Annotated in this window: 14 protein-coding genes; 13 read left to right on the forward strand and 1 reads right to left on the reverse strand. The window is 26.6% G+C overall.

The window, feature by feature from the left end; all coding sequences use genetic code 11:
• Window positions 1-115 precede the first annotated feature (115 nt).
• Complete coding sequence (locus IBJ83_RS03885) at window positions 116-682, reverse strand: ECF transporter S component (protein WP_201275382.1); 567 nt, start codon at window positions 680-682, stop codon at window positions 116-118.
• Between the two features lie 278 nt (window positions 683-960).
• Here IBJ83_RS03885 and IBJ83_RS03890 point away from each other — a divergent pair, with 278 nt between their 5' ends.
• The 13 genes from IBJ83_RS03890 to gcvH all read left to right on the forward strand — a co-directional run bounded on the left by IBJ83_RS03890 (window position 961) and on the right by gcvH (window position 12,514).
• A complete protein-coding gene (locus IBJ83_RS03890) occupies window positions 961-2,103 on the forward strand; it encodes a THUMP domain-containing class I SAM-dependent RNA methyltransferase (protein ID WP_201275481.1) in 1,143 nt (380 codons plus the stop codon).
• 4 nt (window positions 2,104-2,107) lie between these two features.
• Window positions 2,108-3,223, forward strand: coding sequence for a SpoIIE family protein phosphatase (locus IBJ83_RS03895; protein WP_201275383.1), 1,116 nt, complete (start codon window positions 2,108-2,110; stop codon window positions 3,221-3,223).
• Entirely contained in the window at window positions 3,224-4,516 is a 1,293-nt protein-coding gene (locus IBJ83_RS03900) for a glucose-6-phosphate isomerase (RefSeq protein ID WP_201275384.1), read from the forward strand.
• Between the two features lie 13 nt (window positions 4,517-4,529).
• The gene (locus tag IBJ83_RS03905; RefSeq protein WP_201275385.1) at window positions 4,530-5,102 is read left to right on the forward strand and encodes an AI-2E family transporter; all 573 of its coding nucleotides are present in this window, start codon (window positions 4,530-4,532) and stop codon (window positions 5,100-5,102) included.
• Window positions 5,092-6,321, forward strand: coding sequence for a molybdopterin molybdotransferase MoeA (locus IBJ83_RS03910; RefSeq protein WP_201275386.1), 1,230 nt, complete (start codon window positions 5,092-5,094; stop codon window positions 6,319-6,321). The genes IBJ83_RS03905 and IBJ83_RS03910 overlap by 11 nt, the downstream gene beginning before the upstream one ends.
• A complete protein-coding gene (gene mobB, locus IBJ83_RS03915) occupies window positions 6,311-6,802 on the forward strand; it encodes a molybdopterin-guanine dinucleotide biosynthesis protein B (protein WP_201275387.1) in 492 nt (163 codons plus the stop codon). Before IBJ83_RS03910 ends, mobB begins: the two co-directional genes overlap by 11 nt.
• Before the next feature lie 177 nt (window positions 6,803-6,979).
• Window positions 6,980-8,494, forward strand: coding sequence for a D-alanine--poly(phosphoribitol) ligase subunit DltA (dltA, locus tag IBJ83_RS03920; protein WP_201275388.1), 1,515 nt, complete (start codon window positions 6,980-6,982; stop codon window positions 8,492-8,494).
• An 11-nt stretch (window positions 8,495-8,505) separates the two neighbouring features.
• Window positions 8,506-8,733 (forward strand): D-alanine--poly(phosphoribitol) ligase subunit DltC, encoded by a 228-nt coding sequence (dltC, locus tag IBJ83_RS03925; RefSeq protein ID WP_068472899.1) that lies wholly within the window; start codon window positions 8,506-8,508, stop codon window positions 8,731-8,733.
• Window positions 8,734-8,735: 2 nt separating this feature from the next.
• The gene (gene dltB / locus IBJ83_RS03930; RefSeq protein ID WP_201275389.1) at window positions 8,736-9,908 is read left to right on the forward strand and encodes a D-alanyl-lipoteichoic acid biosynthesis protein DltB; all 1,173 of its coding nucleotides are present in this window, start codon (window positions 8,736-8,738) and stop codon (window positions 9,906-9,908) included.
• Complete coding sequence (locus tag IBJ83_RS08485) at window positions 9,902-10,033, forward strand: hypothetical protein (protein ID WP_255353727.1); 132 nt, start codon at window positions 9,902-9,904, stop codon at window positions 10,031-10,033. Before dltB ends, IBJ83_RS08485 begins: the two co-directional genes overlap by 7 nt.
• Before the next feature lie 8 nt (window positions 10,034-10,041).
• On the forward strand, window positions 10,042-11,184 hold the full coding sequence (gene dltD / locus IBJ83_RS03935) for a D-alanyl-lipoteichoic acid biosynthesis protein DltD (RefSeq protein WP_201275390.1): 1,143 nt from the start codon (window positions 10,042-10,044) through the stop codon (window positions 11,182-11,184).
• A 160-nt stretch (window positions 11,185-11,344) separates the two neighbouring features.
• The gene (locus IBJ83_RS03940) at window positions 11,345-11,866 is read left to right on the forward strand and encodes a hypothetical protein (protein WP_201275391.1); all 522 of its coding nucleotides are present in this window, start codon (window positions 11,345-11,347) and stop codon (window positions 11,864-11,866) included.
• A gap of 276 nt (window positions 11,867-12,142) precedes the next feature.
• The gene (gene gcvH, locus IBJ83_RS03945) at window positions 12,143-12,514 is read left to right on the forward strand and encodes a glycine cleavage system protein GcvH (RefSeq protein WP_068472897.1); all 372 of its coding nucleotides are present in this window, start codon (window positions 12,143-12,145) and stop codon (window positions 12,512-12,514) included.
• Window positions 12,515-12,564 lie beyond the last annotated feature (50 nt).

A 12,564-nucleotide genomic window follows, 5' to 3' on the forward strand; every position in this document is an offset into this window, starting at 1 on the left:
GGATTGAGTTCAAGTATATCAATGGTATTAGTTGGAATGGCAGGATTGGTTATTTCATCAAAGAAAAGAAATAAATAACGAAAAAGACAGAAATTTTTAAAATTTCTGTCTTTTTTTAAATTGTTTTTAGAATTTTTTGTAAACTTTTGTAAATCATTGGTACTAATATTGAACAAACAATTATTTCTGGAATACCATTAGATATTGCGATTGTGAATAAAAATTTTGCCGGATTAATTTTTAGAACTTCATAAAGTTGACTTGAGCAGAATATGTATGCCATTGATAATACACCGAATGTATTTATCATTGTTCCGATCATACTTGCGATTATCACATTAAATACATTTTTTATATATTTTTTTACAAAGTTAAATGTGTAATATGTTCCAAGTCCTATTAATGCTCTTGGTAATACTGAAACAAATGGATTTACAAACATGAAGGACAATGGGCTTATGCCTGATAAATGTTGAAAAAATGAAAATAATCCAAAAATTAATCCTACAAAGAAAGATACGGTTGGTTTTTCAACTAATGCGATTAAGACTATTGGAATGTGTACGGTTGTTATTCTAACAGGTCCTAATGGTATAAATCCGATAGGTGAAAGTGATAAAATAATTACAAGTGCACTTAATATTCCAATTTTTGTTATAGTTTTTGTTGAAATGTTTTTCATAAATCCTCCTTTATTTTTTATGTAAAATTTATTGAAATAAAAATTTTAATTATTTCAACACGAGTCTAATTATACCAAATTTTTCGTTTTATAGCAAAAGTTCAAAAAATTTTTCAATATTTTTTTGTTTTTTTTATGTAAATTTGATATAATTATATTTAATGATAAAATAGTTTTTATTGTTAAACAAGAAGGTTCTTATGGATACAAATAATTCTAATTATTGTGAAAATATGGGGGTCTTGAGGGAATTAAATTTTTATATAAATGGAGAAATGATGAAAAAAGTTACTTTGATTGCAACTTGTGCTTTTGGACTAGAGGCGATTGTTAAAAGAGAGATAATAAAATTAGGTTTTGATGATATAAATGTTTCTGACGGTAAGGTTGAATTTTTGGCGAATGTTAATGATATAGCAAAGGTTAATCTTTGGGTTAGATGTGCAGAGAGAATTTTGCTTAAATTAGATGAATTTAAAGTTTTAAGTTTTGAAGATTTATATCAAGGAATAAAAAAGATAAAGTGGGAAGACTTGATTTCTGTAAATGATAAATTTCCCGTTAATGCAAATAGTGTTAAGTCTAAACTTTTCAGTTTATCAGATATTCAAAAAATTACAAAGAGGGCTATAGTTGATAGGCTAAAAGATATTTATAATGTTGAATGGTTTGATGAGAGTTCAGATGCTTTGTATTATATAGAAGTTTCTATTTTAAAGGATATTGCGACAGTTACTGTTGATACTTCCGGAGAGGCTTTGCATAAGAGGGGATATAGAAAAAGAGCAGGAGATGCTCCTCTAAAGGAAACTTTGGCAAGTGCTATGATTAGTTTATCTTTTTGGGAGCCAAGCAGAGTATTTTATGACCCATTTTGTGGAAGTGGAACGCTTTGTATTGAGGCATATATGATTGGAAGAAATATTGCTCCCGGAATTATGAGAAATTTTGCTTTTGAAAATTGGAATTTACTTGATAAAGATGCTTTAAAAAATGAAAAAAATAGAGCGAGAGCTTTAATAGATTATGATACAGATTTAAAGATTTTAGGATCAGATATAGATAAGCGTTCAATTTTAAGAGCTAGGGATAATGCAGATATTTTAGGTGTCGAAGATGAAATTTCTTTTTTCATAAAAGATATGAGAGATGTTGATTTATATAATGAGTATGGAGTTGTAGTAACTAATCCACCTTATGGTGAACGTATGGGGGATATTAAAGAAGTAGAAAGACTTTATAGAGATTTTGGTGCAAAATTTAAAGAGTTAGATACTTGGAGTGTGTATTTAATAACAAGTATGGAAAGTTTTGAAAGATTGTATGGAAAAAAAGCTGATAGAAAGAGAAAGCTTTTTAACGGAAGAATAAAGGTTGACTTTTATCAATTTTATGGTCCAAAACCGAATAGTGGGAGATAGCAGTATGTATATGGACGAATTTACACATTGGAATTTTGAGTTGGTAGATTTTATGGAGGACTTGGTTAGAGTTTTCGATAAAACGGGACTAATAGTATATACTAATTCAAGTATGAAAAAATTTTTGAAAGATGAAGAAGGAAAGTTTTGTTTGTTCTCTGATGAAAATGTAGATAAAAAAGATAGAGTTTTTTCTTCGTTAAAATGTGTTGCACCTATTGGACATAAAGAAGATGTTACAACTGAGTTATTATCAGTTGGAGGGAGAGATTTTTTTGTAAAGAGTAGTCCTATTTTTGACTCTAATAAGGAATATTGGGGTTGTATTGAGGTTTTTAGAGATATTACAGAGGCAAATAAATTACAAAAGGATTTGATAAAACACCAAAAAATGATAAAGAATGATATGCTAACTGCATCAGATATTCAAAAAGGTCTTTTATCTAAATTAAATCATGTAGATGGATTGGATTTAGAATATAAATACATATCATCTGACCAGTTATCAGGAGATTTTTTTGATGTTATAGAATTACCGAATGATAAAGTTTGTGTTTATATTGCAGATGTTATGGGACATGGTATTTCAGCAAGTATGATAACAATGTTTATAAAATTTTCAGTTAGAATGTTGGTTTATGGAAGAAAAATTGAGCATCCTAGAGAAATACTTATGGCTTTATCAAAGGAATTTTCAAAGTTGAATTTAGAAATGTATTTTACAATATTTTTAGGAATTTATAATAAAAATACTTGTGAGTTTGAATATTCAAATGCCGGACATAATTCTATTCCTATTTTATTTAATAAAAATAAAAATTTACGTTTAGAGTTGAGTGGATTACCTATTTCTTGGTTATTCCAAGATAGTGGATATTCTGTTGGTAAGGCTAAGCTTTGTCATGGTGATTGTCTTTTGTTTTACACAGACGGCTTGACTGAAACAAAAAATGAAAATAGAGAAGAATATGGAGAAGAAAGATTTTTTAATGCAGTAGATAAATATAAAAATTCTCTTTTAGGTAGGGAGCTTTTAGATAAATTAGTTGAAGATGTTTCTGAATTTAGATACGGAGTTCAAGAAGATGATATTGCATTATTAAGTATGAGGATTTTGTAGATGGAATATAATAATTTTGAAATTGACTTTTTTGAAAAACAAAATGATGAATATTCATATTCATTAAATTTTGAAAAATATAGAGAAAAAGGCTTTAAAGCTCTTGATTTCATTTTGAATAAAAATGGATTGGGAAATAAATTTTTAGGTTGGATTACTCATCCTGAAGTTTATGATAGAGAAGAATATAGTAGAATGAAAAATTTATCTGAAAAGGTAAAAAAAGCAGAGGTTTTAGTTGTAGTTGGAGTTGGAGGAAGCTTTCTCGGCTCTAAAGCGGTTATCAAGGCATTAAAACCATATTTTAAGCAAAATGGTCTGGATATTGTATTTGCCGGAAATAATTTAAGTGGTGATTATTTAAGTGAATTGGTTGATTATATTAAAGATAAAGATTTTTATATAAATGTAATTTCAAAATCTGGAAGTACTTTTGAAACAGCTATTGCTTTTAGAGTTTTAAAAGAGCTTTGTGAAGAAAAATATGGAAAAGAATCTGTAAATAGAATTATAGTTACAACAGATTCAAAAAAAGGAATATTAAAAGAAATGAGTGAAAAGGTTGGCTATGAAACTTTTTGTGTTCCTGATGATATTGGAGGAAGATTTTCAGTTTTAACTGCCGTTGGACTATTTCCAATTATGTGTGCCGAAATTGATACCGATGCTATTTTACTCGGAGCTAACGACGGACTGGAAGAATATACGAAAAAAAGTTTAAATAATGTTGCTTTAAAATATGCAATTATTAGAAATGTAATGTTTGAAGATGAGAAAAAAGAAATAGAATATTTGGTAGCTCACGAATTTAAACTTTCTTATTTTCAAGAATGGTGGAAACAATTATTTGCAGAAAGCGAAGGTAAAAATGGTAAAGGACTTTATGTTGAAAGCGCTATTTTTACAAGAGATTTGCATTCTTTTGGTCAAATGATTCAAGATGGAAATAAGATAACTTTTGAAACTATAATTGAAGTTGAAAATTTAAAAAATGATATTATAATTCCTTTTGTTGAAGATGATTTTGATAAATTGAATTACTTATCAAAAAAATCTTTAAATGATATAAATAAAGTTGCTGTAACAGCAACTAGAAAGGCTCATACAGACGGGAAAGTTCCTACTGTAAAGATAAAAATTCCAAGATTGGACGCATATAATATTGGTAAATTAATTTACTTTTTTGAAATGTCTTGTGCTATTTCAGCCTATATGTTAGGGGTTAATCCTTTTGACCAACCTGGAGTTGATAATTATAAAAAAAATATGTATCAATTATTAGAAAAAATGTAGAGGAGGAAGAAAAATGTATCTAAACTATATAAATGCTCTTTTGAAAAAAGGAAAGAAAACTTTTAAAGATTATTTACAAGTTCAAGGCATATTAGTATTGTTAGCGTTGATTACTTCATTGGTAGCCGTTTATCTTATGAATTATTCAGGTATATTTAAAGCAGGGCTTATTATGGGTGTTTTGGAAATTGTTCCTATTATAGGAAACGGACTTTATCTTTGCTATCAAATTGTAGTTAATTTGATAAAAGGAGAGGCTGTTATTGCATCAAATTTGGCTGTATTGTATCTTACAATATTGAGTGTTAGATTAGTTTTAGAACCAATTTTATTAGGTAGAAAAGTTAATTTTAGAATTGCAATTATAATAGTTTTAGGAATTATCTTTAGAATTGTTGGCGGAAATAAAGGATTATCTATAATAGCCGTAATTATATTTATTTTAAATACTCTAATAAATATTAATGAAATTTATTCTTTTGAACAAAAAAGAAAAATGAGAGAAAGAAAAGAAAAAAGACTTAGACAAAGAGAAATGAGAAAGAAATATGATTATGAAAATGTAGGAGGGGAATATGATAATTAATAATTTTTTACCTATTGAATTAAAAGATGCTAGAAAAATTGTTGATGAAGTAGATATTGAAGAAAGATTTGAAAAAATATATTTTAATGATGCATTAAAAAGGGTTTTAGCAGAAGATATAGTATCACAAGTTAATATACCAAGTTTTGACAAATCACCTTTGGACGGCTATGCTTTTAGAAAAGAAGATGTTGAAAAAGCAACAAAAGAAAGCCCGATAGTTCTTGAAGTTATTGATGTAATAATGGCTGGGGAGGTTTCTGAAAAATCAGTATTTGAAGGACAGGCAGTTAGGATAATGACGGGAGCAAAAGTTCCAAATGGTGCTAATTGTATTGTTAGGTATGAAGATACAGAATTTTCTGAAAAAGAAGTTAAAATTTTTTCTCCGATAGGTAAAAATGTAAATATAGTTAAATTAGGAGAAGATGTAAAAAAAGGCGATATAATTATAAAAAAAGGAACAGTTATAACTCCTGCTGAAATTGGAGTTTTAGCAAGTCTTGGAATTCCTTTTGTTAAAGTTTTTAAATCTCCTGTGGTTAGTGTATTTGCAACAGGTAGTGAATTGCTTGATGTTACAGACGAAATGGAAGATGGAAAGATAAGAAATAGTAATAGCTATACCATTGAACAACTTGGAAAAATGTATAATGCTGATGTTATTCAATACGGAAAAGTTGAGGACGACTTGGATACCTTGGTTGATATGTATGAAAAAGCTATAAGAAATAGTGATATAGTTATTTCTACCGGAGGAATTTCTGTTGGAGATAGTGATTTTGTTTTGACTGCACTTGATAAAATAGGTGTTGAAACTATTTTTACAAGAGTTTCTGCAAAACCGGGTGGACATGTTTTCTTTGGTAAGTATAAAAATAAATTTATTTTTGCACTATCAGGGAATCCCGCTGCATCTTTTATGAATTTTTATCTCTATGTTAGACCGATAATTTTAAAAATGCAAAATAAAAATGTAGATATGCTTAAAGTTAAAAGTGAATTGATTAACGGGTTCGAAAAGAAAGCTAAAGTAGATAGAATATTAAGAGCAAATACATTTTATAAAGATGGAAAATACTTTACAGAGCTTGAAGAAAGACAAGAATCAGGAGTATTATCCACAATGGTAGGTAAAAATTCCATAGTAATTGTTCCAAAGGAAACTAAAATTTCTAAAGGAGAAATTGTTGAAGTGGAGTTTTTATATGAAAACTAAAGCAATATCTATTGTCGGAGAATGTTCCAATGTAGGTAAGACAACTTTAATAAAAAATTTGCTTGAAATTTTTTCAAAAGAAGGTTTAAAAGTAGGAGTTATAAAGCATCATCATAAAGAGTTCGACTTTGATAGAGAAGGAAAGGACAGTTATATTTTTTCAAAAAGTGGTGCAAGTTGTGTTAAGATGATAAGCCCCAATAGAGTTATAACGGTTGAAAATTTAAATTATGAAAAATCGCTAAATGATGTTTTAGAAACAATGACTGAGTATGATTTTATTTTAGTTGAAGGATATAAATGGGAAAAACTAGATAGAATTGAAATTTATAGAAGTGGATATTCAACAAAGATAATTTCTGAAAAAGAAAAATTAATAGCAATAGTTTCAGATATTGAGCATAATTTGGATATTAAACAATTTAAGCCTGATGAATATGAAAAAATTGCAAAAATAATAAAAGAATATTTTAAAATTTAAATGAGGTGCCATAGCATCTCATTTTTTTAAAAATTATTTTTTAAATTTTGTTTTTTATATGATTGTTTTAGTTTTATTTAAAGTTTATATTGTAAAATGTAATAAAAAGAAAATTATATGTATTGAAAAAATATTAGGTATATGTTATACTTTAACAGTTAATGAGGAGGTGATTTTGTGAGATATTTGGAAGTTTTTAATAGTTATAAAAATTCAAATAGGATTGCTTATATATGTAATGAAAAATCCATTTCGTATAGTGAGCTTATGCTATATTCAGATAGACTTGCAAAATATATTTTAGAAAATTTTGAAAATGGAAATAAAGATGCTATTCCTGTATATGGACATAAAGATTTTTTAATGTTAGTTAGCTTTTTGGCTTGTACAAAGTCGGGCCACCCTTATTGCCCTATGGATATTTCTTTTACTAAAAATAGAGTAGAAGATGTTTTAAGTGTTACAGAATCAAAATTTTCAATTTTTACTGAAGATTTAGTTGTCGATGAAAAATACAATTTATTAAATAGAAAAAACATTCTTGATATTATCCACGATGAAAAATATGATGATATTTCTACTGACGGATTATATGAAATTAGTGGAGATGATATTGTCTATATAATTTTTACATCCGGAAGTACAGGAAAACCTAAAGGAGTGCAAATAACTTACGATAATTTAAACAATTATATTAATTGGATACATAATGTTGTAGGCAATGAGAAAAATAAAGTTTATTTGAATCAGGCTCCTTTTTCTTTTGACTTATCCGTAATGGATTTGTATTTGTCTTTATATTCAGAATCTACATTATTTGCTATAACTAAGGAAGATCAACAAGATTTTTCTAAACTTTATGCAAATTTAGAAAAGTCCAATATTACAAATTGGGTTTCTACGCCATCATTTGCTGATATGTGTTTGTCTTTAAAGGAGTTTAATTCTGAAAATATTAAAAATTTAAAGTATTTCTTATTCTGTGGAGAGGTTTTGACAAAGAAAACTGCTCAAAGGTTAAGGGAGAGATTTCCGAATGCAAAAGTTATAAATACTTATGGTCCAACTGAATCAACAGTTTGTATTACGGATATTTTAGTTACAGATGATGTACTAGAAAAGTTCGATATTATTCCACTTGGAGATACAAAAAATGGAACTAGAATTGAAATTAGAGAAAATGATAGAGTTTTAAATGACGGAGAGGTTGGAGAAATTGTAATAATCGGCGATACTGTAAGTAGTGGTTATTATAAAAATCCTACTCAAACTGAAAAGGCGTTTTTTGTTTCTGATGATGGACAAAGAGGATATAGAACCGGTGATTTAGGATATTTTAAAGATGGAAATTTATTTTTCTCAAATAGAAAAGATTTTCAAGTTAAATTAAATGGATATAGAATAGAACTTGGAGATATTGAGAGTAATCTTTTGAATGTTGAAGGGGTAATCTCTTGTTGTGCATTGCCAAATTACGATTTGGACAATAAAGTTAAGAGTATCACTGCTGTTATGGTTTGTAATGATGTTACAGATGAGAAAGCATATACGAAGTTTTTAAAGGAAGAGTTACAAAAATATGTTCCAAGTTATATGGTACCTAAAAAATTTAAATTTTTAGAAAAATTACCAATGAATAACAATGGAAAGATAGATAGAAAAGAATTAAAGAAAATTTTAGAAAGTAAGTAGAGAGGATTGTTATGGAAGAAAAAGTTTTTGAAATTTTAGAGGACATTTGTGAAGAAGATTTAAGAGAAACACCTGATATGAATATATTTGAAGAGGGTCTTATGGACTCACTTGGACTTGTTAGATTCATAGTTGAGGTTGAAGAAAACTTAGGAATTACTTTAGGAATAATGGAGTTGGATAAGGAAGTGGTTAATACTCCAAATAAAATTATCGAATTTTTAAAGAGTAGGAATTAAATATGGAGTTTTTTAGTGGTTTAAATTTTTGGCTAATACTTATTTTAATGATTGTACCGGCTGTAATTTTTGGCATTAAAGAAAAGAAAAACAAATATTATATTTTAGCTGTATCACTTATTTTTTGCTTTTTAGTTTATTCAAAAAGTAAAACTTCACTATTTTCGCTTATTTTGTTTATAATATATGAATTTTCACTTATAAAAATATATTTAAAGTTGAAAAGTGAAAATAAATTTGATAAGGTATCCATTTTTATAATTTTAAGTTTGATGCCACTTGTTTTAGCTCGTGTATTACCTTTTACAAAAATTCATTATAAATTAGGATTTTTAGGAATATCATATATCACTTTTAAAGTAATGCAAATGCTTATAGAAATAAAAGACGGCTTAATCAAAGAAGTAAAATTTGTAGATTATTTACTATTTATGATATTTTTTCCAACACTTGCCTCAGGACCGATAGATAGAAGTAGAAGATTTTTAAAAGATTTTGAAACTAAATTTACTAAAGATGAGTATTTGGATAATTTAGGAAAGGGAATAGAATATATTTTACAAGGCTTGGTGTATAAATTAATTTTATCTCAGGTTATTTTTGATAAAATGGAAATTGTTGCTAATAAAAGTTACACAATTCCAAACCTATTGATATATATGTACCTATATGGTTTCTATCTGTTTTTCGACTTTGCAGGTTACAGTTTAATGGCTGTGGGTGTTAGTAAAATATTTGGAATAGAAACACCTATGAACTTTAATAAACCATTTTTAGCAAAGGATATGAAAGACTTTTGGAATAGATGGCATATCAGTTTATCACATTGGTTTAGAGATTTTATTTTCAGTAGATTAGTTTTTAAAATGTTTAAAAATAAAACCTTTAAAAGGCAATTAACGACAGCAATGGTTGCATATATAGTTAATATGACTGTTATGGGTATTTGGCATGGACTTAATTTAAGCTATCTTTTGTATGGCTTATACCATGGTATGATTCTTGCAATTACAGAGTATTTTCAAAAGACTAAGTTTTATAAATCAAATAAAAACAAAAAATGGTTTGAATATTCATCAATTTTTGTTACATTTAATTTAGTTATGTTCGGATTTTTCATATTTTCTGAAAAATTTGTCCATATTTTACGAGCTTTAGGAGGTAGATTATGGTAAAAAAAGAAACTAAAGAATTTTGGCTTAGAGTTGTTTTTTATACTATAATGATGACAAGCCTTATAATTTTTTGCGCTTTGTATGATTTTAATGTCGTAAAAGAATTTATATATAGTAATTTTTAGGAGTTGTTATGAAAAGATTAAAAGCTTTATGTTTGTCGGTTGTGTTATCTTCGATTATTTCTTATTCATTTTTAAGTTTTTACACAAAAGGAAGTGCAGATTTAACTGTTAAAAACAATTCGATAAGATATAATGTATCATATGAAAAATATAATTCTCATGATGTTTTAGTAAATAATATAAATAAAAATACAATACTACTTCTTGGTTCATCTGAACTTACAGTAGGAAATGATTTTGAAGAGCATCCTAGACAATTTTTAGATTTTTCAGATAAAAATATTATGCAGATAGGTGGAGGATACTATCAAAGCTTGATGCATTCTATTATTTTGGGTTCTATAGGTAATGAGGTTCCAAATAAAACTGTTAATTTCATTTTGTCTATGCAATGGTTTGATAAAGAAGGGGCTAATCCTAATGCTTTTCAGCCTAGATTTTCTCTAGATCATTTGAATAATCTTTATAGAAATGAAAAATTATCTAAAGAAACAAAAGAAAAAATCTATAATAGAATACTAGAACTTTCTTCTAATAACGAAATAACTAAAACAACTATTTCTAGAATGAAGAGAGATAATTATTTTGATAAAATTTTGAATAAATTGTATTATAGAAAATATAAATTTATTTGTAATAATAATTTTTTAAAAGAATATAAGAGAGATAATAGTGTAAATAATAAAAAATTTTCAAAAGATATTGATTGGGAAAATTTAAAAAATAAGGCTATAGAAAGAGGAAAATTAGAAACTACAAATAATAAATATTTTTTAGAAAATAAATATTTTAATCATTTTATAAAGAATAAGTTTAAGAAACTAAAATCATCAGATAAAAATATAACTTTTGGAGAAAGTCCAGAGTATAAAGATTTACAATTGTTTTTGGATGTTGCAAAAGAATTGGGCTTTAAAGTTAATCTTTTTTTAGTTCCACTTCAAGGATATTGGGCAGATTATACCGAAGTTCCTAAATCTGAAATTGAAAAATATTATGTAAAAATTAGAAAAATAGCAAAAGACAACAATGTTAATTTAATAGATTATAGTGAATATTCATACACTCCATATTTCTTTAAAGATATAACTCATTTGGGAAGACTTGGACTTTTAAAGTTACAAGAAGATTTATTAAAATATAATGATTAAAAAGGGTTATTGTAAAATTAAATATAATTTTACAATAACTTTTTTAATTTCAATTTAATTTTTAAATATTTTTTAATAATTTTTATTAATTTTATGTTATAATATATTTAGATAAAGTAAAATTTAATAAAATTAATCTGAATTTAGAGGAGTTGGTATTATGACTAAGAAAAAACTTATTTATTCGATTTCTACAATTGTAGTTGTTTTGTTTTTGTTTCTTGAATATACTTTATCAAAAAATTATTCTAATTTTGGAAAAAATATTTATGAAACAAAAGAATTGGCTTATGAAAATTTTAATAATGAACATAAAACCTTTGGATATATAGATACTCATAAATTTAATTATAAAAATGACGATTTTTATTTAGTTTTTTATGGTGGAAAAGAGGGGCTAGCAGTTAAAGCTTTAAAAACTACAAAGAAAAGCGAAAAATTTTTGTGGATAAAAAAAGATGGCTATGTAATTGAATCGAGTGCCGGTTTTATATTTGGAGAAAAAAACAATTCTGTTCGAGCTTGGGGCTTTGATTTTGGAAAAAAATTTTGGATTTCAATAGGAAATCCTAATGATAGATTGGAACCAAGCGTTAAATTTAAAAATTATAATACTATAGAAAAAGGAAATAAAAATTTAAATGGTATAGAAGTTAAATTTGAGGTATTTGAAATAAAATAATTAAATTTTATGTTAAAAATTCATACTATTTTTTTCTTTGTGATATTTTATTTAAAGCGAAATATAATGAAAAAATCTTTTTTAAATGTAAATACTTAAAAAAATAGTTTTTTTTGAATAAATTTGAAAAAAATATAAAAAAAAGTAATAAAAGGTATTGAAATTTTTTCAAAACTACACTATAATTTAAGTATACTATAATATTGTAATGAATATCCAAAATATTAGTACATACTTGGGTAGAGTTATAGTAAAAATTTTAGGAGGTATATTAGAATGAGAGTAGAAAAAGGATTACTTTATACTAAAGATCATGATTGGGTAAAAGTTGAAGGAAACATCGCAACAGTTGGTTTAGCTGACTATGCACAAGACCACTTAGGAGACATCGTTTATGTTGAACTTCCAGAAGTTGATGATGAAGTTGAAGCTGGTGATTCTTTAGCATCAGTTGAATCTGTAAAAGCTGCAAGTGATATCAACGCTCCTGTTTCAGGAAAAATTATTGAAGTTAACGAAGTATTAGATGACGAACCAGGCGAAATCAATAAAGATTGTTATGCTGCTTGGGTTTGCAAAATTGAAATGTCTAATCCAGCTGAATTAGAAGAATTAACTAATGACGCTGATTATGAAGCATCATTATAATAATTTCTTAAAATTATTTATTTAATAAATGCCACCTAAGGTGGCATTTA

This window comes from Parvimonas parva (assembly GCF_016552165.1).
GTDB classification, from domain to species: domain Bacteria; phylum Bacillota; class Clostridia; order Tissierellales; family Peptoniphilaceae; genus Parvimonas; species Parvimonas parva.